Consider the following 25,869-nt stretch of genomic DNA (forward strand, 5'->3'; position numbering starts at 1 on the left):
GCGATGCTTTCTCAAGAGTCACGAGATTTCCTTGCAAATACAGGTACTTATTTAACGGCAAAGGGGATAAGTGAAAAAGATATTGAATCCTTTTTAGAAGATGCAGAATTGCATTTAACTGAAGGTGAAAAAAGAGGCAAGAATGTAGAGGATATATTTGGTGATTCACCAAAGGAATATGCAAATCAACTTGTAAAAGAAATGCAAGTTGATTATAAACGGAATTTAGGATGGCTAGCTACAGCTGTTATGAGTATATTATGCTATTGGACTATTCCAGATCTTTTATTTCGAAATTTAAATGAACCTTATACCATTTCTTTAATAGGATTAATCGGATATCCGGTTATCTTACTGTTAATGATTATGGGAGGGGTTTTATTTTTAAGAGGTGCTAGTTTTCAAAGGAGTATGTTGAAAAAAGGCTTACTGCTATTTGGAGCAGTAATACTCACTTATTTACCAATATTAATAATGTTCTTAAAGGGTTGGTACAGTTTTCCTTTATATGAACTCCCTCAATTAGGAAGATATTTAATTGGAGGAGTTATGCTATTGATAACAACGATTGTGAATGTTCGGTCTCTTGGTTGGATTGGTTTACTTGTTTTAGGAATCCCAATTTTTATGATATTTATGGTTGAACAAATAGTAAGAGTGTATTTCTAAGAAGAAGCTCTAGAAATACAAAGGATAATCATATTTGTATTTTATATTATAATATTGTGATATATTTTGTTCTTCGGTTTAATAGGAAAGTGGCTGCTCTGGATATGCAAAAAAATATTTCCAAAGAAATATTATATAGAGATTTTTAGAGTAATTGTATTTATGTTTAGTTGTATATTTGCATCCGTTGCAGCCGGAATGTGGTTTATTGATTGGAATCTATTGTTTTAAACAGTAACAAGGGCGTTACTGTTTTTTTCTTTGCAATAAAGAGCTTTGTAAAGAGAGAGCTTTTTGTTCGTTCGTTAATAGAGACTGAATATGGACATTTTCAGGGCGAGGGACGATCGGATACATAAGATTTGTTGGAGAAGGATGGTGCTCCGAGCCAGTTGGGGAATGAGGATCTGCGTGAGTAAGTTTTCCGTGAACACGTCTTGTAAATAAAATATGACCAATTTCATGAGCGAGCGTATATATATTTTTCATAGGAGCAGCCGAGTTTGTTAAAACGATATACCCTGTAAGTTGCTGTTGTTTTGCTAAAGAGTAGGCACAGGCAATTACTGCTGTTTCTTTGAAATAATCACTGCCAATATAACAAATGTAAAGGTCGCATTCAGGAGCTTCATTTACACAAGTTTGAAAAAAGGATGCTAATTTTTCCTGACTTTGAATAGAATCTTTATAACTAATTTCACGGTCAGAAAAACGAAAAAGTTCATTTAAAACAATTACTTCTTGAATTTGAAATGTAATGGGGTGCCAAATTGATTCTGCAACTGCTAAATCTTTTGCAATACGGTCATCAGAAATATCGGCGCCTGGCGTAATGCAAATACATATATTGACGTATGGATCCATAAGGAACACCTCAACTGAAAAAATTCTTTCTATAATATATGTTGGGAAAAGATCCTATGTATGGATAAACGCCTTGTTTATTACAAGTCGAAAAAATTTCATAGTTCTATAACATGGTTTGGCTGTCTTTTTGATATAGTAAAGGAAAGGGGGAGAATATATGTATACATTAAAAATCGTTTCAGACAGAGAAGCACTGTATCAATTTGCAAGTTATGTAAGAGTTGTACAAGGGGTGGAAGATGTATATGTAGAGGTGGGAGAACCTTTATATGAACATCCTTTAATGAAATTTTATGTACATATTAAGCTTGAGGAAACATATGAGCAACATAAAGCGTTACAAGAAATAGCAAGATTAGTAGAATTAGGGCGTTTTACATATGTCCATTATCGTAATGATGAAATAGAAGAAGCTTTTGAAGCTGTAAAATATGAAAGTTTTAAGAAATAAAGGTGAAAAAAGGGAGCGAAAGCTTCCTTTTTTTCTTTAAAATTACATCAACAAAAGGAGAAAAATTTTGTTATGATAAGGGAGGGTGAGGAAAGGAGAGTTTACATATTGGGGTATATTGAAGAGTTACGCAAAGTCGTTGGTACAAGGCCGCTTATTCTAGTAGGATCAGCAATTATTATCTTAAATGATAATCAAGAAGTATTGCTTCAATATCGTTCAGATACATATGATTGGGGTGTACCTGGTGGAGCGATGGAGCTAGGAGAAACGACAGAAGAAACTGCTCGTAGAGAACTATTTGAAGAGACGGGACTAAATGCGAAAATTATGCAATTTATCGGGGTTCTTTCGGGAAAAGAAGTGTACTTCCAATATCCAAATGGAGATGAAATTTTTAATGTCATTCATCTGTATCAGGGGCATCATGTGAGCGGGGAATTAAGGCTTGACTATGAAGGATTACAGCTTCAATATTTTCCGGTAGATAAGTTACCGAATTTGAATAAAACAACAGAGAAGATTTTACAAAAATTCCTATACGCATTAACAGAATAGAAGGTTAATTCCTTCTATTTTTATTATATTAAATATTTTGATTTTTTAGTATGTTTATAGTATGATAGTTGTAGACATACATCTTATGGAATTTCACCTAAAAACTGACTAGGGTACATAAGAGAGGGGCAAGTGCAAAATGCATAATGTTGTTATTACAGCTGCAGTTCGTTCGCCAATTGGAACTTTTGGGGGAGCGCTAAAAAATGTAACGCCAGTAGAATTAGCTGTTCCTGTACTTCAGGAAGCTGTAAAACGAGGCGGGGTAGAACCACACGAAGTTGATGAAGTGATTTTAGGTCATTGTATTCAAAGAACTGATGAAGCAAATACGGCAAGAACGGCTGCATTAGCGGCAGGATTTCCTGACACAGTTACAGGTTATACAATCCAACGCCAATGTTCTTCAGGTATGCAAGCAATTATGTCGGCTGCAATGCAAATTCAATTAGGTGTAAGTGAAGTTGTCGTTGCAGGTGGAGTAGAAGCAATGAGTTCAAGCCCTTATGCATTAAAACAACACCGCTGGGGACAACGCCTACAACACGGAGAAATTCGTGATACGGTGTGGGAAGTATTAGAAGATCCAATTCATCATATTATGATGGGGGAAACAGCGGAAAATTTAGTTGAACAATATGAAATTACAAGAGAGGAACAAGATGAAGTTGCGCTTCGTAGTCATACATTGGCATTGAAGGCAATCGAGTCTGGATACTTTGACGATCAAATTGTTCCTATTACAATAAAAGAACGTAGAAAAGAAGTAGTATTTTCAAAGGATGAACATCCACGTGCTGACATTACAGCAGAAAAATTAGCAGGATTAAAACCAGCTTTCCGTAAAGACGGATCTGTAACGGCAGGGAATGCATCTGGCCTGAATGACGGAAGTGCGGTTCTAGTATTAATGAGCGAAGAAAAAGCGAAAGAAAAAGGCTTACAACCGTTAGCTAGAATTGTTGGATATTCAGTAGCTGGAGTAGATCCAAAAATTATGGGTATTGGACCAGCACCAGCAATTCGTAAAGGGTTAGAAAAAGTAGATTGGTCATTAGAAGATGCAGATTTGCTGGAAATTAACGAAGCTTTCGCTGCACAATACTTAGCTGTAGAGAAAGAATTAGGTTTAGATCGTGAAAAGGTGAATGTAAACGGTAGTGGTGTAGGACTTGGACATCCAATCGGTTGTACAGGAGCTCGTATCACTGTAAGCTTAATTCATGAATTGAAAAGACGCGGATTAGAAAAAGGAATTGCCTCTCTATGCGTCGGCGGCGGTATTGGGGTAGCATTATTTATAGAAGCACTATAAAAAAGAAGCAGCAATCGCTGCTTCTTTTTTTATGATTCAAATAAATGATGAAATAATCGATCACGATTTTCAAAGAAAAGTTTCGTCGTTTGGTAATGCTCAGTTTCTTCTAATGTGGATTCATGAATCCCTTCTTGTGTTAAAGAATATATAGTGGATTCGGGATAAGCCATTAAAATAGGAGAATGCGTTGCGATAACAAATTGTGAACCTTGTTCCGCTAGTTCATGCATTCGAATGAGCATAGAAAGTTGTCTCATTGGTGATAGAGCGGCCTCGGGCTCATCTAAAATGTATAAGCCTTGTCCTGAAAAACGATTCATAAATAAGGAGAAGAATGATTCACCATGGGATTGCTCGTGAAGTGAAACACCGCCATAAGATTTTATAGCATCTATTTCATCAATATAAGAAGCAACGTTATAAAATGATTCAGCACGAAGAAAGAAACCATCGTTTGGTGTATTGAAACTTTTGGAAATTCGAAGATGTTCATGTAAAGATGAATGTGAATCGTTTGTACTAAAACGGAAGTTTTTCGTTCCACCTTCTGCATTAAATCCTAAAGCAATTGCAATCGCTTCGAGTAATGTTGACTTCCCCGTTCCGTTTTCTCCAATAATGAATGTTACATTTGGATGGAAAGCTAGTGATTGTAATGTTCGAATAGCGGGTAAACAGTAAGGATATGCGGAGAAACTAGGGATATTTTCTTTTTTTAATGTGACATTTTGTAAAAAGGGTACGTCAATCAATATAGAAACCTCAATTCATAACGGATTTTGATTCTAAAAAAGCAGCAAATACAAGGGGAAGACAACTTGCAAATAGTATTGTATATTGAAGTGCGCCAAAGCCAAGACCTTCCCAGCCGAAAGTCATTCTCTTCCATATGAAAATAAAAAGAATGCTTATAAAACCAACGAGAGCAGGTATATATTTTATAATTTTGTAGTGCTTCCATAGATAGAAGCCAATGTATGTACTTAAAAACAAGGTAAACAGAACAAGAAAAAAGACAAGTGTTAATGACACGTGAATCCCTCCTTATTTTCTGAATATTTTATGTGGATTATATCATTTAAACTATCATATTCCAATGTGAAAATAAATATTGCATGGAGATTATTCATGTCGTTATGATAGTATGTAATCTATTGTAATTATAAAAAGGAGTTAAAACATGCCGTTTACATTTGCACATCCAGCAGCAGTTCTTCCTTTTGCAAAAAAGTATTCTCAACATATTTCAGTAACGGCTCTTATATTAGGTAGTATGGTGCCTGACTTTGAATATTTCCTACACTTTAGACCGTATGGTGTAATTGGGCATACGTGGCTTGGATTCTTATATTTTAATTTACCACTCGTATTTTTATTAGCATACATATATCACTACATTTTAAAAAAGCCGTTTATAACACATTTACCTAAACCATTTGCTGGCTACTATACATATGCAGTAGATGAGAGGTGGGGGCTTTACACAAGGAAAGATTTCTTTGTATTTTGTTATTCAGCATTATTCGGTATGTTAACGCATGTTGTTTGGGATGCATTCACTCATAAGACAGGCTATTTTGTTATGAAAATACCATTATTGCAAAGAGAATGGTACGGTATCTCTGTTTATAAATATATGCAACATGGAAGTACATGTATTGGTTTTCTGTTATTAGTATACGTTTTATGGAAGTGTAGAAATGAAATGGGTAAAGACCTTATTTTAGCTTCGGAAAAAATAAAATATTGGATTTCGGCAATTGTTGTGGCAACTATTATATTTATCGTGCACGCGTTCGTAGATCCCTATTTTCATATTTTCCAAATAGGGGGTATAATAGTATCTGGACTGACAAGTTCGTTTTGTGGACTTCTCATTGTTTCTATAGTTTACAAAGCAAAGGACTAATTAATATTAATGAATGATAGTGTTAGGAGAAATTATATGATGAAAGCATGGAAAAGTATTTTTGTTTTATGTAGTTTTCTTCTTATGTTAAGTGGTTGCTTCCATCAAGAAGAAAAGAAAGCTGAACCGAAGAAGAAAGAATCTATTCCTGAAACAAAAGAATATGGTGGGCGTGAGCTGAAAAAAGTAGGACAAAAAGTGAAAGAAACAGGATGGGGTACTTTTAAATTAGAACAAATTCATTCTGTGAATCAAACATTTGAAGTAGCACCAATGAAAATTCACGTACAAGATGTGAAAGTAATCTCTTTATCGCAGATGAGTAAAGATGCAAAAAATACATTAAAAGTATATACGGCATTAACTCCTGAAGAAGTAAAGCGTAGATTAGGAGATAAAGTCAGTCAAGAAGATGCGGAGTTATATGCATCGCTAAGTGGTACAGAGATTAGTGATACGATTCGTTACGTTGAAATTACATATAAGGTGGAAAATAGCGGGAATAAAAATATACAATTTTTCTCTATGAATGATGTTGCGATTAATGATAAACAACATTTTAAAGTAGCAACGCAAAACTTTTTATATGATGAAGATACGCTCGTTGGTACAAAAAATGTATCAAGGGAAGACTATAAGCCAGGTGAAACAAGAGATGGTATTATCGGCCTAATACTTGATGATGGAAAAGAAAAGGTAAAGGATATTAAATTTACAACAGATAATGTAATCGCAGCAAATACAGAAACGCAAGATGTTGTAAAAGAGCCACAAACTTTTAATATCTCACTTTCTGAGTAAGTTGTTTTTAAATATATGCAAGAAAAAACAGTCAGCGCTCAAACTATTATGCTGACTGTTTTTTCTGTTCTTCTATGTATGAATCTACACTTTGAAAAGGTACCTTAATTTTAAACGCATCTTTTTGTTCATGAAATTGTTTTTCATTATAGGGGCCAAAACGTTTATTATGCTTTACGTCAATAATCCAATAATGCTCGCTTTTTTTATTTGCAATTGCTGCGTCAGGATTATTAGGATCTGACTTTTCCTCAGTTTGTTTTGCAATAATGTATTTATCATCCCAGGCTATGTCTGTAATTTTTGCAGGAATGTATTGTGTGGCATATACAGCATCTTGCGTGGGGAAAAGTTCAAATGCATTTCCAGAAGTACGTATGAGTTCGTATTCATCGTTAATCGTATATGTTATATGATTTGTATTTCCAGCACAACCGGCTAATAGGAATGCGACGAATAGGATTATCCATTTTTTCAATATGGGAACCTCCTTTACAATGCTGTTGTAACACATTGTACAAGAAAAGTAAGAGAAACGCTAGTTTACAATGTTTTTTAGAAGTGGTACGATGAGACGGGTAAAGAAGGATATGAAGGAGTCGACATAAAAATGAAGTTAAAGATGCATCGTCCAGCGCTTGTAATGAACCGCATAGGTGCTTCCCTAATTGACATGTTTTTAATCTCGGTTATGTATGGTGCAGTAGTAGCTGTTATGACTGGAAATTATAGTGCTATTTTTAATCGCTTTAATATTAGTTTTGGCGATTATAGATATGATCTTGCAGTAGTTTTTATATTAATGGCGATATATTTTATTTTGCTACCCTTTATTTGGAACGGTGTAACACTTGGTAAAAAGGTAACGAGAATAAAATTAATTTCATTGAAGAGTGAAAAGTTAACATTACAAACATTAACGATTCGATTTTTTGTATTGTTATTACCGAACATATTACTGCTTGGAATTCCGGTATTATGTAACGTATATATGATGTTATTCCGCAAAGATAATTGTGGTTTTCAGGACTTAATTACAAAAACGAAAGTGATAAGTCTTGTATAACAAAAAGAGACCTTTTTATGTAAAAAGGTCTCTTTTTGTTATACAAATATATTTTAATGGATATATAAAAAAGTTAATCTATATCATTTTCAAATTTAATAGATTGAAAATTAAGAAAATGTTATAATGATTAAAATAATATGTTTATATAATAAGGGGGAAATTGAAGTGACTGGAGGTAGCGTAATCTTTTGGGGGATTTTAATTTTCATCGGTTTAGTTTTCGATCAGCGTAATAGTAAGAAAAAAGAAGGAGTAAAAAAGTAACCGTTTACAAATGAATAAGCAACTTTTCTTGCTTGCAGACTAATCTCATAAAGGAGTATACTGAATGACGGTAAGACTTATAGAAGGGGTAATGAAAATGAAGCTTGCAGGAAAAGTTGCTATCGTAACTGGCGGTGGCATCGGTATTGGACGTAATACAGCTCTTTTGTTGGCTAAACAAGGCGCAAAAGTAATTGTGACGGACATTGATCAAGAAAGTGGACAAGCAACAGTGGAGGAAATTACGAATCTAGGCGGAGAAGCACTTTTTGTATCCTATAATATGGAAAAACAAGGAGATTGGCAACGCGTAATCAGCATTACTTTGAATGCATTCAGTCGCATTGATATGCTTTTTCAAAATGCTGGTTTATATAAAATAGATTCTATATTTTCACGCCAACAAGAGAACGATTCCAATGTACTTTGTATTAATGACGTATGGATAGAGATAAAACAATTAACGTCATCTTTTATGAAACAGCAAGAAGAAGTGGTGCTAAGTGACTTACCGATTTTCGGTATTATTAGCACGAAAGGACAATCATTTCATACAGTAGAAGCCCTCGTATAATAGTGAAAACCGCCCTCAATATATGTGGACGGTTTTTTTGTATGAAAATTATTTTTTAACGAATGCGTTGTTCGTTTTGACTATCAAAGAAATGCGCTTTATTCATATCAAATGCTAGTTTAATTTGGTCACCAGGTGAAAATGTATGTCTTGCATCAACACGTGCTGCAAAATCTTGATTTCCAAGTTTCATATATAAAATAGATTCAGCACCTAATAACTCAGCAACTTCAATTTTTGTTGTGAAGGCAGTAGATTGTGAAGCTTCTAAAAATAATAGTTCATCATGAATGTCCTCAGGACGAATACCTAAAACAATGTCTTTATTTACATAGCCTTGTTCACGTAATATCTTCATTTTTCCTTCAGTTACTTTAATTTTTGCAGCATTGTCTATAACGAAATCGGTTTCAGTTAATTTACCACGGAAGAAATTCATCGCTGGAGAGCCGATAAATCCACCAACAAAAATGTTTTCAGGTGTTTCATATACTTCTTTTGGAGTACCGATTTGTTGAATTTTTCCGTCTTTCATAACAACAAGACGAGAAGCCATTGTCATCGCTTCAGTTTGATCATGCGTTACATAAATTGTTGTCGTACCAAGGCGGTGGTGTAACTTAGAAATTTCTGAGCGCATTGCAACACGTAATTTAGCGTCTAAGTTAGATAATGGCTCATCCATTAAGAACACTTTCGCGTCTCGAACGATTGCTCTCCCTAACGCAACACGTTGACGTTGTCCACCAGATAATGCTTTCGGTTTTCTATCTAAATATTGTTCCAGTCCTAAAATTTTTGCTGCATCTTTTACACGACGATCAATTTCATCTTTTGGTATTTTTCTAAGTTTTAATCCAAATGCCATATTATCATATACACTCATATGTGGATATAGGGCATAGTTTTGGAAGACCATTGCGATATCGCGATCTTTTGGAGGGACATCATTCATTAGCTTACCATCAATTGAAAACTCTCCTTTTGAAATATCTTCTAGTCCAGCAACCATTCGTAATGTTGTAGATTTTCCGCATCCAGAAGGACCGACAAATACGATAAATTCTTTATCTTGAATGTGTAAATTGAAGTCTGTTACAGCTGTTACATTATTATCATATATTTTATAAATGTTTTCTAATTTCAGTTCTGCCATGGTATTTCCCCCTAGAAATAATTATGCAAACGTTTTCTTTGAGTTCATTATAAACGAATAGATTCAAAAAATAAACAAAAAAATAAAACGTTTTCATATATTGGATAGTTATTAGTGATTTTCATATGTTTTCTTAGAAAAATAAGAATAAAAGTTGTAAGCGCTATTTTAAATTAAGATAGAATCTGTTATCATTCATTAATGAAAACGTTTGCGCCTTAAAAAGAGAAAATCGAATTATGAATGAAATGGGGTAGCATAATGGAAAAACAGTGGTGGAAAGAAAGTGTAGTATATCAAATTTATCCTCGTAGCTTTATGGATAGCAACGGTGATGGCATCGGGGATCTTCGCGGTATTATTTCAAAGTTAGATTACTTAAAAGAATTAGGGATTGATGTAATTTGGTTATCACCAGTCTATGAATCTCCAAATGATGATAATGGTTATGATATAAGTGATTATTGTAAAATTATGAATGAGTTCGGAACAATGGAAGATTGGGATGAGCTATTACATGAAATGCATGAACGTAATATGAAACTTATGATGGACTTAGTTGTTAATCATACTTCTGATGAACATAATTGGTTTATTGAATCACGTAAATCAAAAGATAATAAATATAGAGATTACTATATATGGCGCCCTGGAAAAGAAGGAAAAGAGCCGAATAACTGGGGAGCAGCGTTTAGCGGATCTGCATGGCAGTATGATGAAATGACAGATGAATATTATTTACATCTGTTTTCTAAAAAACAGCCAGATTTAAATTGGGATAATGAAAAGGTAAGACAAGATGTTTATGAAATGATGAAGTTTTGGTTAGAAAAAGGAATTGATGGCTTCCGTATGGATGTTATTAATTTTATTTCTAAAGAAGAGGGATTACCAGCTGTTGAAACAGAAGAAGAGGGGTATGTTTCAGGTCATAAGTATTTTATGAACGGTCCAAACATTCATAAATATTTACATGAAATGAATGAAGAAGTATTGTCTCATTATGATATTATGACGGTTGGTGAAATGCCTGGTGTAACGACAGAAGAAGCGAAATTGTATACCGGGGAAGAACGAAAAGAACTGCAGATGGTATTCCAATTTGAACATATGGATTTAGACTCAGGAGAAGGCGGAAAATGGGATGTAAAACCATGTTCACTTCTTACTTTAAAAGAGAATTTAACGAAGTGGCAAAAAGCATTAGAACATACAGGCTGGAATAGTCTGTATTGGAATAACCATGATCAGCCTCGTGTTGTATCTCGTTTTGGTAATGATGGAATGTATCGCATTGAATCTGCGAAAATGTTAGCGACGGTGCTTCATATGATGAAAGGAACACCTTATATTTATCAAGGCGAAGAAATCGGAATGACAAATGTTCGATTTGAATCGATTGATGAATATCGAGATATTGAAACATTAAATATGTATAAGGAAAAAGTGATAGAGCGCGGTGAAAATATAGATAAAGTGATGCAGTCTATTTATATAAAAGGCAGAGATAATGCTAGAACACCGATGCAGTGGGATGATAAAGATCATGCTGGATTCACAACAGGTGAGCCTTGGATTACGGTAAACCCTAACTATAAAGAAATCAATGTGAAACAAGCGATCCAAAATAAAGATTCAATTTTTTATTATTATAAAAAACTAATTGAGTTACGCAAAAATAACGAAATAGTTGTGTATGGATCATATGATTTAATATTGGAGAATAATCCATCTATTTTTGCATATGTAAGAACGTATGGAGAAGAAAAACTTCTTGTTATTGCAAACTTTACTGCGGAAGAATGTGTATTTGAATTGCCTGAGGACATTAGTTATAGTGAAGCAGAGTTATTTATACACAATTACGACGTAGAGAATGGACCGATAGATAACATGACATTACGTCCGTATGAAGCAATCGTGTTCAAATTGAAATAAGAAAAATCCTTATACCACTTTGGTATAAGGATTTTTTTGGTTACCATTTTAATATGGAGAATCCATATGGAGGAAGTGTAACTTGTAATACACTTGCTTCCGCTGAAAATTCTTCGTTTGTATAAATATTAATGATTTTCTTTCCAGTAACATGGAGAGGCAGTGAAGCTGTAATATCACTATTAGTCGGATTTAAAACGAAAAAGATAGTTTCATCTTCATATGTTTTTGTATAAGAAATATAATTATGTTCATCATTTGCTTCAATGAATTGGAAAGTACCATGTCCTCCAAATGCTTTATATTGCTTTCGTAACGAAATTAATGTTTGTACATGTGTAAATAATAGATGATCTTGTTCTTTCGTATCCCAAACCATACATTTGCGGCAATTAGGGTCCATACCGCCATCCATACCAATTTCGTCTCCATAATAAATACAAGGAGAGCCGATGAAAGAAAGGTGGAATACATAAAGTAACTTTAACTTATTTTTATCTCCGTTACATGTTGTCAATATTCTTGGTGTATCATGGCTGTCTAATAAATGAAATGCTGCTTCATTTACATTCATAGAGTAGGAATGTAGAGATTCTATAATTTGTTTCATAAATTCATTTGCCTTAATGGAACTGTTAGCAAAGTAAGACAGTAGAGCGTTTGTAACAGGGTAGCTCATTACAGCATCAAATTGATCTCCTTGTAGCCAAGGAAGTGCATCGTGCCAAATTTCTCCTAAAATATATACTTCAGAATTTAATGCTTTTATCTCACTTCGGAACTCTCTCCAAAATTTATGGTCGACTTCATTTGCTACATCAAGGCGCCAACCGTCTATATTGAATTCTTTTACCCAATAACGCCCTACTTCAAGTAAGTATTCTTTTACATCCGGGTGTGCAGTGTTTAATTTCGGCATATACGGTGTAAACGCGAAAGTATCATAATTCGGAAGTGGCTCAGTTCTAATTGGGAACTCATGAATATGAAACCATTCTTTATATGCTGACTGTTCACCATTTTCTAGTACGTCTTGAAATTTATCGAAAAAGTATCCACTGTGATTGAATACGGCATCGAGCATTACTTTTATACCGTGTGTATGACATGCCTCAACGAGTTCTTTGAATGTTTCTTTTGTGCCAAATTGCGGATCGATTTCCATGTAGTCAATTGTGTCATATTTATGGTTTGAATGTGCTTTGAAAATAGGTGTGAAATATATTCCCGAAATTCCAAGCTTAACAAGGTAATCGAGGTTTTGCATAATACCAGCAAAATCTCCGCCGAAAAAATTAGTTGGAGTTGGTTCAGCGCTTCCCCAAGGAAGGGTGTTTTCTGGATTCAACGTATGATCTCCATTAGCGAACCGTTCTGGGAAAATTTGATACCAAACAGTATCTTTAATCCAGGAAGGTGCTTTGAATACATCATTTGCATGAATAAATGGAAAACAGAAAAAGTTACCAACGTCATCATTTGGAATGCTAGAAAAAAATCCGCGTTCTGCATAAATAAGCGTTTCTGTCTCTGCTTTTAATTCAAATCCATAACGTAAGCGCTTAAATTTTGGCTCGATGGAAATGGACCAATAATCAAATAATGCAGTAGAACCAGTTTTTTTCATCGGTGCACTTGAAGAAATCCACTTCCCGTCTGTCCATTCATAAGGATCACCATAAATAAGATTGGTGCTTTGAACATCGTCTCTTTTCGTACGTATTCGGATATGAATCGTTTTTTCATCGTAAGCGTATGCGTAATTATCTTTTGGCCTATGATAGATGGCGTCTTTAAGCATATAAAAAATCCCCCTTTACTATCTCTATGCATATTGTTCCCTTAAGTATAATAATAAAGCATATGTTGCAAACGATTGCTTTTTGCATAGCTTTAATATTGCTTATAAGAGTAGTATTCATTTCATATAAAGTCAATCTATAAAGAGTGTAGTAATAATATTTTAAAAATTAATATTTGCAAAATGAATAAAAGAATGTATAATGATAGACAAATAGCGCAAACGTTTTCATAAATTGAGATATCGTTTGCGCTTCTATTAAACTATTCAATGCAAACGTTTTCAATTGGTAAGGTACATATACAATTCAGGGAGGTTTTTGGGATGAAGAAAGCATTATCATTATTAACGGTTTCAGCATTATCAATTGGTATGTTATCTGCATGTGGACCGAAAGATTCAGGGAAAAAAGAAGAAAGTAAAGCAAAGAAAGATTACGATCTACTCGTTTGGGAAGATGATAAAAAAGGTGTTGGTTTAGAACCAGCAGTGAAAAGCTTTGAGGAAAAATATAAAGTAAAAGTAAAAGTTGTTGAAATGCAAATGACAGATCAAGTGAAGAAGTTACGCCTTGATGGACCAGCGGGGACGGGACCAGATGTTGTAACATTGCCACATGATCAAATCGGAAATGCAGTAACAGAAGGTTTACTTTCTGAAGTGAAAGCTGATGATGCTGTAAAGAGTAAATTTACTGATTCATCAATAGAAGCACAGACATATAACGGAAAATTATATGGTTTACCAAAAGCAATTGAGACACCAGTCTTTATTTACAATAAAAAACTAATGCCAAAAGCGCCAGAAACGATGGACGAGCTGTTTAACTTCTCAAAAGAATTTACGAAAGATGGCAAGTACGGATTTTTAGCATTAGGAGATAACTTCTACTTTGCTAATGCATTCATGGCAGGTATGGGTGGTTATGTGTTTGGTGAAAAAGATGGAAAGCCAAATGCAAGTGATGTTGGATTAAATAATAGCGGAGCAGTACAAGGTGCTGAGTATCTTCAAAAATGGTACAAAGAAAAGTTATTCCCGAAAGGTATTATCGGTGAATCTGGTGGACCTGCTGCTGATGGGCTATTTAATGAAGGAAAAGCAGCATCTATCATGAACGGCCCTTGGGCGTTCCAAGCAATGGAAAAGAACGGAATTGATTATGGCGTTGCTCCAATGCCGAAATTACCAAATGGTCAACCAATGAAAACGTTTGTTGGGGTTAAAGGATGGCATGTAACAAGTTTCTCTAAACAAAATGATTTAGCTACAAAGTTCACTGAATGGGTAACGAATGAAGAAAACGCAAAAATTCGATTTGAGAAGACGAAAGAAATTCCTCCAGTAAAAGCAGTAATGGAAGATCCAATTATTAAAGATAACGAAGCTGCAAAAGCAGTCGCAACACAATCTGAAAATGGAATTCCAATGCCAAACATTCCAGAAATGCAAGAAGTATGGAAACCAGCTGGAGATGCGCTTCAATTAGTTGTTACGGATAAAGAGGCACCAAAAGCAGCACTTGATAATGCAGTGAAGCAAATTAAAGGTAATATTGAGGCAAATCATAGTAAGAAAAAATAAGGTGAAATTCGTGCCTCTAATATGAGGGGCACGAATTCTCTCCCAAGAAAAAAGGGGGAAGGAACATGCAAACATCTATGGAACCAGCAAACGGCTTAAACGGTTCAAAACATAGGAAAATGGCAACCATGTTATCAATCATTCCAGGCGTGGGCCAAATGTATAATAAACAATTTGTAAAAGGTCTTATTTTTCTAGTATTAACAGGTTCATTTATTGTAGCCTTTGCTGATTTATTAAATATGGGATTATGGGGAATTGTAACGCTTGGTACAGAAGTTCCACGTGACCATTCTGTCTTTCTATTAGTAGAAGGAATCTTGGCACTCATTGTCATCGTGTTTGGACTCGGAATATATGCATTTAATTTATATGATGCATACCAAAACGGAAAGAAACGGGATATAGGAACACCGTTAAACTCTGTAAAAGAGCAATACCGTAATTTACTAGACCAAGGTTTTCCGTATTTAATGGTTTCACCAGGGTTTTTATTACTTATCTTTGTCGTTGTATTTCCAATCATTTTCGTAATTTTAATTGGATTTACGAACTATGATTTATATCATTCTCCTCCAGCTAAATTAGTAGATTGGGTAGGATTTAAAAACTTTATTGATATCTTTACATTACCGATGTGGAGAGAAACGTTTTTAAGTGTATTTTCTTGGACTGTCATCTGGACATTCGTTGCAACGACATTACAAGTTGCACTTGGTATTTTCTTAGCGATTATCGTAAATCAGCCTGGTATTAAAGGGAAGGCGATTATTCGAACAATCTTCATTTTACCGTGGGCGGTCCCAGCATTCGTATCTATTCTTGTTTTCTCTGGTATGTTTAATGAAACATTTGGAGCGATTAACAATCAAGTATTAGCTTTATTCGGAATTGAAAAGATTGCTTGGATGACAGATCCATTTTGGGCGAAGATTGCTTTAATTATGATTCAAACGTGGCTTGGATTCCCGTTCGTCTTTGCAATGACAACAGGTATACTGCAATCGATTCCAGGAGAATTATACGAAGCGGCTACAGTAGATGGAGCTACAGCTTGGCAACAGTTTCGTAAAATTACATTGCCACTTGTTCTATATGCAACAGCACCAATATTAATTACGCAATATACGTTTAACTTTAATAACTTTAGTATCATCTATCTATTTAACGGCGGAGGTCCTGCTGTAGCTGGACAAGACGCAGGTGGAACAGATATTTTAATTTCATGGATTTATAAGTTAACGATGACTTCCGCGCAGTACGGAAAAGCAGCAGCTCTTACAATGATCTTATCGTTAATCGTTATTACAGTTGCGTTATGGCAATTTAAGAGAACAAAATCATTCCAAGAAGAGGATATGATGTAAATGAATATTAAAAGACAAAAGATGTTACGTCTCTCATTAAGTTATCTCGTTATTTTCGTAATGTGTGCCATCATTTTCTATCCATTATTATGGATTATTGGCTCATCGTTTAATCCGGGTGATAGTTTATCTGGATCAAGTATTATTCCGCAAAATGCAACGCTAGATCATTATCGTAAGTTATTAGATTTAGAGAATAGTAATTATTTACTATGGTATAAAAACACATTAAAAGTAAGTGTTTTAACGATGATTTTTTCAGTGTTAGCAATTAGTTTTACTGCTTATGCATTTTCGAGATACCGTTTTGTTGGAAGAAAAAATGGTTTATTAACATTTTTAATTTTGCAAATGATTCCAAACTTTGCAGCGTTAATCGCTTTATACGTATTAGCACAGTTAACAGGATTAATTGATACGCACCTTGCATTAATTTTAATTTATGTAGGCGGGGCAATTCCAATGAATACATGGCTTATGAAAGGGTATTTTGATACGATCCCGAAAGAATTGGATGAGTCAGCTCGTATGGATGGAGCAGGACATTTTCGTATTTTTTGGCAAATCATTATGCCACTTGCAAAGCCAATCGTAGCGGTTGTAGCGTTATTTACTTTCATCGGCCCATTTACAGATTTTATTTTAGCGAGTATTATTTTGCGCACACCAGAAAATTATACGTTAGCAGTTGGATTATATGAAATGGTGGCGAAGAAATTTGGGAATGAATTTACAACGTTCGCAGCGGGTTCCGTATTGATTGCAATCCCAATTTCAATTTTATTCCTATCACTACAAAAATACTTTATCTCTGGTTTAACTGCTGGAGGTACGAAAGGATGAAAAATGGGACATTATGTCCCATTTTTCTTTTCATCTTCCTATAAAACATTTTATAGGGAGATGAAAAGAGATTTGACATCCCATATGAAAAGAAGTGAAATAAATAGTATATTATAGTATAGGAAAAAAGAGCTCTATCCCTTACAATACATGGAGAGGGAGAATATGATAGGTTTTACAAGATAGAATCAATGAAAGTTTATGACTTCCCCTATTACTTGCAACGGGTGCAAGATGAAAATATATAAAATGGCAGAGAAGTGAAAGGAGGGGGATTTTTATGACAGTTACAATTAAAGATGTGGCGAAGAAGGCGAATGTAGCACCATCTACCGTTTCTCGTGTAATTGCTGATAATCCAAGTATAAGTGAAAAAACAAAGCGTCGTGTTCGGAAAGTAATGAGTGAACTAGGGTATCATCCTAATTTAAACGCAAGAAACCTAGCTAACCAAACAACAAAAACACTTGGCCTTGTTATGCCAAGTTCTGCAAGTAAAGCTTTTCAAAATCCGTTTTTCCCAGAAGTTATAAGAGGGATTAGTTCGTTTGCACATGTGGAAGGGTATGCGCTTTATATGTCGACAGGTGAAACGGAAGATGAAATTTTTAATGGTGTTGTAAAGATGGTGCAGGGGCGTCAAATTGGTGGCATTATTCTTTTATATTCAAGAGAGAATGATCGGATTATTCAATATTTACATAAACAAAATTTCCCGTTCGTATTAATCGGGAAACCATATGATCGTAAAGAAGAAATTACATATGTAGATAATGACAATTATACAGCTGCAAGAGAAGTAGCAGAATATTTGATTTCATTAGGTCATAAACAAATCGCGTTCATCGGCGGTGGATCAGATTTACTTGTGACGAGAGATCGTTTGGCTGGTATGAGTGATGCTTTAAAATTAGCAGACATTGTATTGCCGAAAGAGTATATTTTACATTTTGATTTTTCAAGAGAAAGTGGTCAACAAGCCGTGGAGGAATTAATGGGGCTAAAGCAACCACCGACAGCAATTATGGCAACGGATGACTTGATTGGACTTGGTGTGCTAAGTGCACTTTCTAAAAAAGGATTCGTTGTACCGAAGGATGTTTCAATTGTAAGCTTTAATAATGCTTTATTATCAGAAATTGCGAGTCCTCCGCTTTCAACAGTTGACGTGAATATATATCAGCTAGGATATGAGGCAGCAAAAGCTTTAGTTGATAAAGTAGAGAATGCGGAGTCTACTGCAAAGTGTATCATTATTCCGCATAAATTACTGAAGCGTCAAACTTGCGATCATTATGCATAAAAAAAGCTAAGAGTTTAACTCTTAGCTTTTTTGTTGTAGAAAGGCTTCTAAACGGTCACAGCCTTCTTTTAAAGTTTCAATACTATATGCATAGGATAAGCGAAGGTAGCCTTCACCATATTCAGAGAATGCTGTTCCAGGAACGACGGCAAGTCCAGCTTCTTTCACAAGATCAAGTGCAAAATCAAATGATGAAGATGTTAAATGACCAACATATGGGAATAAGTAAAATGCACCTGTTGGCTTTTCAACTGTTAAGCCCATTTGAATAAGTCTATTATATACGTAATCACGGCGTTTTTTGTATTGATGACGCATCATTTTTGGTGCATCTTTAGCAGCTGTTAATGCTTCAATTGCAGCATATTGAGCGATTGAAGTAGCGCACGTTACGTTGTATTGATGAACTTTTAATATATGCCCAGCTAAATAGTTTGGTGCGAATAATAGACCGATACGCCAGCCAGTCATAGAATGCGATTTTGATAAACCGTTAATGACGATAGTCTTTTCGCGCATTTCTGGGAAATGAGCGATCGATGTATGTGTTTGTTCATATACAAGTTCGCTATAAATTTCATCAGAAAGGACGAAAATATTTTTATCTTTTAAAACATTTACAATATCCTGTAGTTCTTCTTTTGATAAAGTTACACCAGTTGGATTAGAAGGATACGGCAGTACGACGCATCTTGTTTTTTCTGTAATGGCATTTTTTAGTGCATCGGCTGTTAAACGGAAGCCAGTTTCACGAACATCTATAAATACAGGGGTTGCACCGCATAATCGAATAATCGGCTCGTACCCTGGATAAATAGGGGCAGGTAAAATGACTTCTGTTCCTGGCTCTAAAATCGTTCGAAATGCAACATCAATTGCTTCACTAGCACCGATTGTAACGATGGTTTCGTTTTCAGGTGAATAATGTAAATCATAGTTATCTTTTACAAAGTTACAAGCTGCCTTGCGTAACTCTAGTAAACCAGCGTTATGTGTATAGCTTGTATAATTTTCTGTAATAGCCCGTTTTGCCGCTTCTTTTACGAGAGAAGGTGTAGGAAAATCAGGTTGTCCAATTGTTAAAGAGATAAGATTATCATAGTTTTGAATCATGTTAGAGAATTGACGGATTCCAGAAATTTGGATGTCCTTTACTCTAGGGTTAATGAATTGTTCCATTGTATCTCCCTTTCTTCCGTTTGAAAATTAAGTTCATTTTAACATATTTTCTATCATTTCGCTTGCGTATATGGTATGTAGAAAGAGAGGAATAATAGAAAAAAAGCCGCTGTAAGCGACTTTTTAATATCCGTATTCCCAATCTATTTCATCTTCATTCCAAAGTACAGAGGATACTTTGCCAAGGTGAACAACTGATTCATTCACAGCGCATGTGCAATTTTCTTCTCCTGTTTTATGCTGTAACTCTTCATACACTGATTTTTCAACGTTTTCTAGAACGACCAAATTTTCTTCTTTTAAAACAAGCGTAGTACCCGCCATATTTATCTTCCTCCTACTAAAATAATGATCACTTATTTGTAAACATAGATAGTATGGATTATATGCTGTATTTTGCTATAGTTGTCCGTCTTATGAAGTATTTTTTATTTTCTTTGTAATCCGTATTCATTGTATACTGTCGGGCAGAAATTTGGTACAGGGTTTACATTCATTTCGAAAATCTGTAACAATTATTATGTGTTGTTAACAAAGAATTAACAAATATGTTAAGAAAAATCAAAATTTTAAAACAAACAAACCTGTAAAATGATATAATCATATCAAAATACATATAGGGGATGAGAGGCTATGGAGCTTATCCGTGATTTAATGATCCAAATTGCAATCATTATTTTGCCACTATTTTTATACGAAGCGATTCGTTTAAATCGTTATCAAGAAATGCCTCCGAAGCCGAACCGCTACTTTATTATGTTTTTATCTAGCATTACACTCGTTCTCTCTATGACATATTCTATTTGTTTTGGGGACGTTTGCGGGTATAACTTTCACCCAATCCCAATTGTTAGTGGTTTTTTATATGGTGGGATTGTTGGTTTAATCCCGGCCGTTATTTTTGTTATCTATGAATGGGCGCTAAAGGGCATAAACCTTCTTCCAGTCATAGAAGTAATATTTCTATTGATAGTTCCATTATTTTTATCAAAGAAATGGTCTCTATTTTCAAGGGATAAGAAGCTAATTTTAGCATTTATGATTTCATCATTGTACGTACTTGTTTCTTTAGTGATTGGTATGATTAACGTTCTGTTAGAAACGGGGTTTACACCATATGTTTCACACTTATATAGCGGATATATATTTGCTTCGCTTATTATGGTTATGACAATGGTATTTCAGGTGTACTTAACAGAATATTTAAATGAAAATGCAATACTACGTACAGAGATGCAAAAGTCAGAGAAACTTAATATTGTAAGTGAGTTAGCAGCAAGTGTTGCACATGAGGTTCGAAATCCGCTCACTGTTGTTCGTGGTTTTATTCAATTGCTAGAAAGTACGGAAGATGTGAAGAACAAGGATTATATGCGTCTCGTATTAGCTGAATTGGACCGGGCAGAACAAATTATTTCAGATTATTTAAATTTAGCAAGGCCACAAATTGAGAAAAAAGAACATATTTGCTTATCAGCTCAATTAATAGAAATGACGACTCTTATGTCATCATTTGCAGCGATGCAAGGTGTATATTTGCAAGTTGAGATTTCTGAAAGTCTTTATACGATCGGTGATAAAACGAAATTGAAGCAAGCCATTATGAATGTTGTTAAAAATGGTATTGAAGCAATTCAAGGAAATAAAGGATATTTAAAAGTAACGGCTATACAAAAAGATGAAACGATTGTAATAAGAGTTAAAGATAGTGGTGTTGGAATGACGAAAGAACAATTAGCAAGGCTCGGACAACCGTATTATTCTTTAAAAGAAAAAGGGACAGGATTAGGACTAATGGTAACATTTAGTATTTTACAAGCGCATAATGGTACGCTGGAATATAAAAGTGAAAGTGGGAAAGGAACTGAAGCGATTATTATATTGCCAGCTGTAAGAAATAAGGAATAAAAGTTACCGATAGAAGGTAACTTTTTATTTTATATTAGAAAAAATATATTATGCTATTCAGTTGTTTTTTCTTGTTTTGTTCGGCTAAATAAACTTCTAAATGATTGGAAAAAGCTTTGTTCTTTTGAAGCGGCGACTAATCTTTTTGTTTCTTGAATTTCGCGAATTACTTGCATAAGTTGTGCATCACGGTTGCTATCTTTATTATAAATTTGATTTACGAGTTTATTCATTTTTTCTTCTTGTTTAGATTCTCGTTTATACATATGATTCATTAATAAGTCCATCTTTTCTTTTTGCAGAGCATCTGTTTGAGCGGCATGATCCACTAACTCTTGTAGCATTTTTTCCTGAGATCCTTCTTTTACATAAACTTGTTGCATCAACTCATCTAGCTTTTCATCTTTTAAACGATTTTGGGTAATAAGGGTAGAATTTTGATGAATAATGGCTTCATTTAGTTGAGCGAGCATTTCAAGTTTTAACATGAATTCCTCGAAGTTGCGCCCATCTTCTTTTTCTTTCGGTTGTATTTCTTGCGTATTTTGTATAACTGGTACAGGTGGGGCCTCTTTTTCTTTTAAAATAATTGGTATCGTTTCTGAAATATCTTCCTGCAATGTAGCAGCTCTTTCATGTATAGATTTCAATAGTTTTAAATCATCAAGTTTATAAATACGAGCATCAGCTGTTTTGGAAATTATATAACCATGTTCTTCTAACAGTTGACTATATTTGCGGACTATATGTTTTGGGATGCCTGTTTTATTCGTCACATCTTTCGTTTTATAGGTAGCTTCCATAATATTTCCTCCCCAAAAAGTATCGTATATATCATTTCAATCTTTTATGAGGACTTCCTTTGAAAAAGAATGTCGGAAGGTTATTAGTTTTCTACAGCATTAGTGAAAAGATGAAGAAAAATGAGAGTTTTTGGCGGAATGGCGAAGAAGAGCTAAAATAATGTCTGAAAACATATACAGGAGAAGTTTGTTATAATAACTGAGGAAAAGAAACTGGTAGAATCATGGAGGTATACATGAAGCAATTAAAAGGTATTATCATTTCAATTATTGCAATTCTTTCTATTGTAGTAGCGGTGTATGAAGTGCTTGTTCCAGAGGAAACAAGTATTAAAAAAACAAATGCGTATGATCAAGTTCTAGAATTTCCGAAAGATCGATACCCAGAGACAGGGAAACATATTACGGATGCTATAAAAGAAGGGCATTCAGAAGTGTGTACAATCGACCGTGGTGGCGCTGCGGATAGAAGAAAATTATCGTTAGCTCCATACCCATCAAAAAAAGGGTATGATCGTGATGAATGGCCAATGGCGATGTGTAAAGAAGGCGGAAAAGGAGCGCACATCGAATATATAAGTCCAGCAGATAATCGCGGAGCAGGCTCTTGGGTAGGAAATAAGTTAGATAAATACCCAGATGGTACGCGTGTAAAATTTGACGTAAAGTAGTAGTTGTATATTTCATAATGAAGGAGGAGGGAAACGATGGAGTTAACAATTTCGTATTCGCAATTAATGTTGATGAACTATGACGGTGATCAGCCTTACGTTGACTGGACGGATGAAGATTTTGAGAGAGGTTATGCGAAGACGGATGGAACTGTTATTTTTGAAGCACTTTCTGATTATACTTGTGAAGTAAAAGTGACCCCAGGGAAACATATTGAGAAAGAAGAAGTAATTAGAACGGTTACAGTTCCTTTTACAGTTGAAAATGAATGTATCGTTGTAACAAGTATTCTTTCAAATAAATTTCAAATTCCTATTCCAAATGGTGAGTATACGGTTGTATTACAGGCAACACCCCTTGAAGAACCAACGGATGATGAATTATATAAAATACAATATGAATTCTTTTTTGAAAGTAAAGAATAAAAAATGGGGTATCCTCAAAAAGGATACCCCATTTTTATTATGCGTTTGTTTTTAGCAAGGAACGAGCGTCTTTTGCCGCTTGCACCATGTGCTCTAAAGCTGGAATAACTTCTTCTGTTCTTCTCGTTTTTAAACCACAATCAGGATTAATCCAGAAATATTTAGGATCGCATACTTTTAAAGATTGTTCTACGATTTTATACATTTCATCTTTACTTGGTACACGTGGGCTATGAATATCATATACACCTAGACCGATGCCTTTTTCATATGTTGTATGTTTTAATGTATCAATAAATTCACCGTGACTTCTTGATGTTTCGATAGAAATCACATCTGCATCTAATGCGCGAATCGCATCAACGATATCTTCGAAGTTACTGTAACACATATGAGTATGAATTTGTGTTTCATTTGCTACAGATGAAGTGGCTAAAAGGAAGGATTGTACTGCCCATGTAATATAAGCGTCCCAATCTTTTTCTTTTAGTGGCATTCCTTCACGAAGTGCTGGCTCATCGACTTGAATTACTCGAATTCCGGAAGATTCAAGTAGTTCAATTTCATGACGAAGAGCTAATGCAATTTGATATGAAACTTCTTTTCTTGGAATGTCATTTCGAACGAAGGACCAATTTAAAATCGTAACAGGTCCAGTTAACATGCCTTTTACAACTTTCTCTGTTAAGCTTTGTGCATAAACAGTTTCCTTAATAGTCATTCCGTTAATAAAGGCTACATCACCATAAATAACAGGTGGTTTTACGCAGCGGGAACCGTATGATTGCACCCAACCGTTTTTAGTGAATGAGAAACCAGCAAGGCGTTCACCAAAATATTCGACCATGTCAGTTCTTTCAAACTCACCATGTACAAGAACATCAAGACCAATTTCTTCTTGGTAACGAATCCATTTTTCTGTCTCTTTTTCAATAAATTGTTCATATTGTTCATTTGAAATAACACCGTTACGCCATTCTTTTCGCGTTTGGCGAACTTCAGTTGTTTGCGGGAAGCTACCGATAGTTGTTGTTGGTAACAACGGTAACTTCAGAGCAACTTGTTGCAATTCATATCGTTTTTCAAATGGAAGAGGTCGTGAAAAATCTTCTTCTTTTAGTGCTGTTCGTGCTGCTTTGACATCTTTTCGATTACGTGCAGCAGATGAACGAATCGTATGATGTACATTTCGATATGTTTCCAGCTCATTACGAATGCTTTCTGTACCTTGAGTTAGAGCGGAATGAATAAGAACTAACTCTTCTAATTTTTGATTTGCAAATGCCAACGCGTCAAATAGCTCAGTCGATAAGTGAGTTTCTTCTGTTTTATCGATTGGCGTATGCAATAAGCTACAAGAAGGCTGAACGATGAAGTTTTTCGTTTGGACTTGTTTTTGTAACGTTGTAAATAACGTAAGAACTTCATCAAGATCGGCTCTCCAAATGTTACGGCCATCTATACAACCAACAGCTAAAGTTTTATCAGCTGGGAATCCATATTTTGAAATAGCATGTAGATTACCTTCTTTACCATGAATGAAATCTAATCCAATACTTGATACTGGGAATGTAATGATTTCTTCATAGTTTTCTTCTACACTATCAAAATATGTTTGTAAAAGAAGATTCGCATTTGGAATTTCTTTACGAATAGCTTCATAAATTTCTTTTGCTTGTTGAACTTCTTCTTTCGTTAAAGAAGCGAAAATCGGTTCATCAACTTGAATGATTTGTGCACCAGCTGCATGTAGTTCTGAAAGCAGTTGTACGTAAGGTGCAACTAACTGTTTTAAAATAGTAGCAAATTGCTCTTGTGTATAGCCTTTAGCTAATTTCAAGAAAGTATATGGTCCTAAAATAACAGGTTTTCCATCTACTCCTAATTCTTGTTTTGCCTCTTCGTATAAGCGAAGTGGACGATTATCTTTTAAAGAGATTTGTAATCCTTCTTCATATTCAGGAACGATATAATGATAGTTTGTGTTAAACCATTTTGTCATTTCGGAAGCTACGTGATCTTTAGAGCCACGCGCCATTGCGAAATATACATCAAGGTAAGATGTAAACTGAGAAAAACGTGATGGGATAAATCCTAGCATATAAGCAGTATCCAAAACGTGATCATAATATGTAAAGTCGCCAATTGGAATAAGTTCAATCCCTTTTTCTTGCTGTGCTTTAACGTGTTTAAGACGAATTTCTTTCATTGTTGTTAAAAATTGTTCTTCATCGATTTTATTAGACCAAAAAGCTTCCAATGTTTTTTTCCACTCTCGTTGTAGTCCGATACGTGGATAACCTAAGTTACTTGTTTGAATAGCCATTTCAAATTCCTCCCTAATTGAAAGTAAGCATTTCCGTTTACTAGGAAATACCTATAACAAAAAGTATAAAGGCATAGAAAATAA

The 25,869-nt window shown here is 34.7% G+C and carries 27 protein-coding genes and 1 pseudogene; 18 read left to right on the plus strand and 10 right to left on the minus strand.

The window, feature by feature from the left end:
- Window positions 1–3 precede the first annotated feature (3 nt).
- Together QCI47_RS07415 and QCI47_RS07420 are read left to right on the plus strand one after the other, a co-directional pair.
- Entirely contained in the window at window positions 4–669 is a 666-nt protein-coding gene (locus tag QCI47_RS07415) for a DUF1129 domain-containing protein (protein ID WP_000951074.1), read from the plus strand.
- A gap of 60 nt (window positions 670–729) precedes the next feature.
- Window positions 730–900: pseudogene (locus QCI47_RS07420) on the plus strand (DNA-binding protein); the annotation flags it as partial.
- 15 nt (window positions 901–915) lie between these two features.
- Here QCI47_RS07420 and QCI47_RS07425 read toward each other — a convergent pair.
- Window positions 916–1,533, minus strand: coding sequence for an ImmA/IrrE family metallo-endopeptidase (locus QCI47_RS07425; RefSeq protein ID WP_000371612.1), 618 nt, complete (start codon window positions 1,531–1,533; stop codon window positions 916–918).
- 160 nt (window positions 1,534–1,693) lie between these two features.
- Here QCI47_RS07425 and QCI47_RS07430 point away from each other — a divergent pair, with 160 nt between their 5' ends.
- From QCI47_RS07430 to QCI47_RS07440, 3 genes are all read left to right on the plus strand, one after another.
- Window positions 1,694–1,987, plus strand: a complete 294-nt coding sequence (locus QCI47_RS07430) for a DUF3928 family protein (RefSeq protein WP_000288327.1) — start codon at window positions 1,694–1,696, stop codon at window positions 1,985–1,987.
- Between the two features lie 108 nt (window positions 1,988–2,095).
- Window positions 2,096–2,545 carry an NUDIX hydrolase gene (locus QCI47_RS07435; RefSeq protein WP_071741819.1) on the plus strand — a complete coding sequence of 150 codons (450 nt, stop codon included), beginning with the start codon at window positions 2,096–2,098 and terminating at the stop codon, window positions 2,543–2,545.
- Window positions 2,546–2,684: 139 nt separating this feature from the next.
- Complete coding sequence (locus QCI47_RS07440) at window positions 2,685–3,860, plus strand: acetyl-CoA C-acetyltransferase (protein ID WP_000552083.1); 1,176 nt, start codon at window positions 2,685–2,687, stop codon at window positions 3,858–3,860.
- 29 nt (window positions 3,861–3,889) lie between these two features.
- Here QCI47_RS07440 and QCI47_RS07445 read toward each other — a convergent pair whose 3' ends face one another.
- Entirely contained in the window at window positions 3,890–4,615 is a 726-nt protein-coding gene (locus QCI47_RS07445) for an AAA family ATPase (RefSeq protein ID WP_061132246.1), read from the minus strand.
- Between the two features lie 10 nt (window positions 4,616–4,625).
- Window positions 4,626–4,895, minus strand: a complete 270-nt coding sequence (locus QCI47_RS07450; protein ID WP_000059968.1) for a hypothetical protein — start codon at window positions 4,893–4,895, stop codon at window positions 4,626–4,628.
- Between the two features lie 148 nt (window positions 4,896–5,043).
- Between QCI47_RS07450 and QCI47_RS07455 the strand changes: the two genes are divergently transcribed.
- Window positions 5,044–5,772, plus strand: coding sequence for a DUF4184 family protein (locus tag QCI47_RS07455; protein WP_001116881.1), 729 nt, complete (start codon window positions 5,044–5,046; stop codon window positions 5,770–5,772).
- 36 nt (window positions 5,773–5,808) lie between these two features.
- A complete protein-coding gene (locus QCI47_RS07460) occupies window positions 5,809–6,573 on the plus strand; it encodes a hypothetical protein (RefSeq protein WP_000973892.1) in 765 nt (254 codons plus the stop codon).
- 46 nt (window positions 6,574–6,619) lie between these two features.
- Here QCI47_RS07460 and QCI47_RS07465 read toward each other — a convergent pair whose 3' ends face one another.
- Window positions 6,620–7,051, minus strand: a complete 432-nt coding sequence (locus QCI47_RS07465; RefSeq protein WP_000758783.1) for a DUF3997 domain-containing protein — start codon at window positions 7,049–7,051, stop codon at window positions 6,620–6,622.
- A 132-nt stretch (window positions 7,052–7,183) separates the two neighbouring features.
- Here QCI47_RS07465 and QCI47_RS07470 point away from each other — a divergent pair, with 132 nt between their 5' ends.
- From QCI47_RS07470 to QCI47_RS07480, 3 genes are all read left to right on the plus strand, one after another.
- The gene (locus QCI47_RS07470; protein WP_048550602.1) at window positions 7,184–7,639 is read left to right on the plus strand and encodes an RDD family protein; all 456 of its coding nucleotides are present in this window, start codon (window positions 7,184–7,186) and stop codon (window positions 7,637–7,639) included.
- 168 nt (window positions 7,640–7,807) lie between these two features.
- Window positions 7,808–7,906: a hypothetical protein gene (locus QCI47_RS07475; protein ID WP_000145657.1), complete on the plus strand. Its 99-nt coding sequence runs from the start codon at window positions 7,808–7,810 to the stop codon at window positions 7,904–7,906.
- A 64-nt stretch (window positions 7,907–7,970) separates the two neighbouring features.
- Window positions 7,971–8,480 carry an SDR family NAD(P)-dependent oxidoreductase gene (locus tag QCI47_RS07480; RefSeq protein ID WP_000218426.1) on the plus strand — a complete coding sequence of 170 codons (510 nt, stop codon included), beginning with the start codon at window positions 7,971–7,973 and terminating at the stop codon, window positions 8,478–8,480.
- A gap of 55 nt (window positions 8,481–8,535) precedes the next feature.
- Here the strand turns inward: QCI47_RS07480 and QCI47_RS07485 are convergent, their stop codons facing one another.
- The gene (locus QCI47_RS07485) at window positions 8,536–9,636 is read right to left on the minus strand and encodes an ABC transporter ATP-binding protein (RefSeq protein ID WP_000818923.1); all 1,101 of its coding nucleotides are present in this window, start codon (window positions 9,634–9,636) and stop codon (window positions 8,536–8,538) included.
- A 261-nt stretch (window positions 9,637–9,897) separates the two neighbouring features.
- Between QCI47_RS07485 and malL the strand changes: the two genes are divergently transcribed.
- Window positions 9,898–11,574 (plus strand): oligo-1,6-glucosidase, encoded by a 1,677-nt coding sequence (malL, locus tag QCI47_RS07490; RefSeq protein WP_000415194.1) that lies wholly within the window; start codon window positions 9,898–9,900, stop codon window positions 11,572–11,574.
- A 40-nt stretch (window positions 11,575–11,614) separates the two neighbouring features.
- Here malL and QCI47_RS07495 read toward each other — a convergent pair whose 3' ends face one another.
- Window positions 11,615–13,375: an alpha-glycosidase gene (locus QCI47_RS07495; RefSeq protein ID WP_309422342.1), complete on the minus strand. Its 1,761-nt coding sequence runs from the start codon at window positions 13,373–13,375 to the stop codon at window positions 11,615–11,617.
- 324 nt (window positions 13,376–13,699) lie between these two features.
- Here QCI47_RS07495 and QCI47_RS07500 point away from each other — a divergent pair, with 324 nt between their 5' ends.
- From QCI47_RS07500 to malR, 4 genes are all read left to right on the plus strand, one after another.
- Window positions 13,700–14,959, plus strand: coding sequence for an extracellular solute-binding protein (locus tag QCI47_RS07500; RefSeq protein ID WP_000709918.1), 1,260 nt, complete (start codon window positions 13,700–13,702; stop codon window positions 14,957–14,959).
- Window positions 14,960–15,024: 65 nt separating this feature from the next.
- Window positions 15,025–16,326 carry a maltosaccharide ABC transporter permease MalC gene (gene malC / locus QCI47_RS07505; RefSeq protein ID WP_001194989.1) on the plus strand — a complete coding sequence of 434 codons (1,302 nt, stop codon included), beginning with the start codon at window positions 15,025–15,027 and terminating at the stop codon, window positions 16,324–16,326.
- Complete coding sequence (gene malD, locus QCI47_RS07510; protein WP_001022608.1) at window positions 16,327–17,169, plus strand: maltosaccharide ABC transporter permease MalD; 843 nt, start codon at window positions 16,327–16,329, stop codon at window positions 17,167–17,169. It abuts the gene before it with no gap.
- 280 nt (window positions 17,170–17,449) lie between these two features.
- The gene (malR, locus tag QCI47_RS07515; RefSeq protein ID WP_000219043.1) at window positions 17,450–18,472 is read left to right on the plus strand and encodes a maltose operon transcriptional repressor MalR; all 1,023 of its coding nucleotides are present in this window, start codon (window positions 17,450–17,452) and stop codon (window positions 18,470–18,472) included.
- Window positions 18,473–18,493: 21 nt separating this feature from the next.
- On the opposite strand, the gene QCI47_RS07520 is transcribed toward malR, so the two are convergent.
- Window positions 18,494–19,651, minus strand: a complete 1,158-nt coding sequence (locus QCI47_RS07520) for an aminotransferase A (protein WP_000434580.1) — start codon at window positions 19,649–19,651, stop codon at window positions 18,494–18,496.
- 123 nt (window positions 19,652–19,774) lie between these two features.
- Complete coding sequence (locus QCI47_RS07525; protein ID WP_000929285.1) at window positions 19,775–19,975, minus strand: hypothetical protein; 201 nt, start codon at window positions 19,973–19,975, stop codon at window positions 19,775–19,777.
- 309 nt (window positions 19,976–20,284) lie between these two features.
- Between QCI47_RS07525 and kinB the strand changes: the two genes are divergently transcribed.
- A complete protein-coding gene (gene kinB / locus QCI47_RS07530; RefSeq protein WP_000420384.1) occupies window positions 20,285–21,559 on the plus strand; it encodes a sporulation sensor histidine kinase KinB in 1,275 nt (424 codons plus the stop codon).
- Window positions 21,560–21,612: 53 nt separating this feature from the next.
- Here the strand turns inward: kinB and QCI47_RS07535 are convergent, their stop codons facing one another.
- On the minus strand, window positions 21,613–22,362 hold the full coding sequence (locus QCI47_RS07535) for a DUF3967 domain-containing protein (RefSeq protein WP_000388462.1): 750 nt from the start codon (window positions 22,360–22,362) through the stop codon (window positions 21,613–21,615).
- Between the two features lie 236 nt (window positions 22,363–22,598).
- On the opposite strand from QCI47_RS07535, the gene nucA reads away from it, so the two are divergent.
- The gene (gene nucA / locus QCI47_RS07540; protein WP_000811499.1) at window positions 22,599–23,033 is read left to right on the plus strand and encodes a DNA-entry nuclease; all 435 of its coding nucleotides are present in this window, start codon (window positions 22,599–22,601) and stop codon (window positions 23,031–23,033) included.
- 36 nt (window positions 23,034–23,069) lie between these two features.
- Window positions 23,070–23,459, plus strand: a complete 390-nt coding sequence (comJ, locus tag QCI47_RS07545; protein WP_000424017.1) for a competence protein ComJ — start codon at window positions 23,070–23,072, stop codon at window positions 23,457–23,459.
- Window positions 23,460–23,496: 37 nt separating this feature from the next.
- Here the strand turns inward: comJ and metE are convergent, their stop codons facing one another.
- Entirely contained in the window at window positions 23,497–25,785 is a 2,289-nt protein-coding gene (gene metE / locus QCI47_RS07550; protein WP_242290942.1) for a 5-methyltetrahydropteroyltriglutamate--homocysteine S-methyltransferase, read from the minus strand.
- Window positions 25,786–25,869: the final 84 nt, after the last annotated feature.

The sequence above is a fragment of the Bacillus cereus group sp. RP29 genome (assembly GCF_040459765.1).
GTDB lineage: Bacteria > Bacillota > Bacilli > Bacillales > Bacillaceae_G > Bacillus_A > Bacillus_A paranthracis.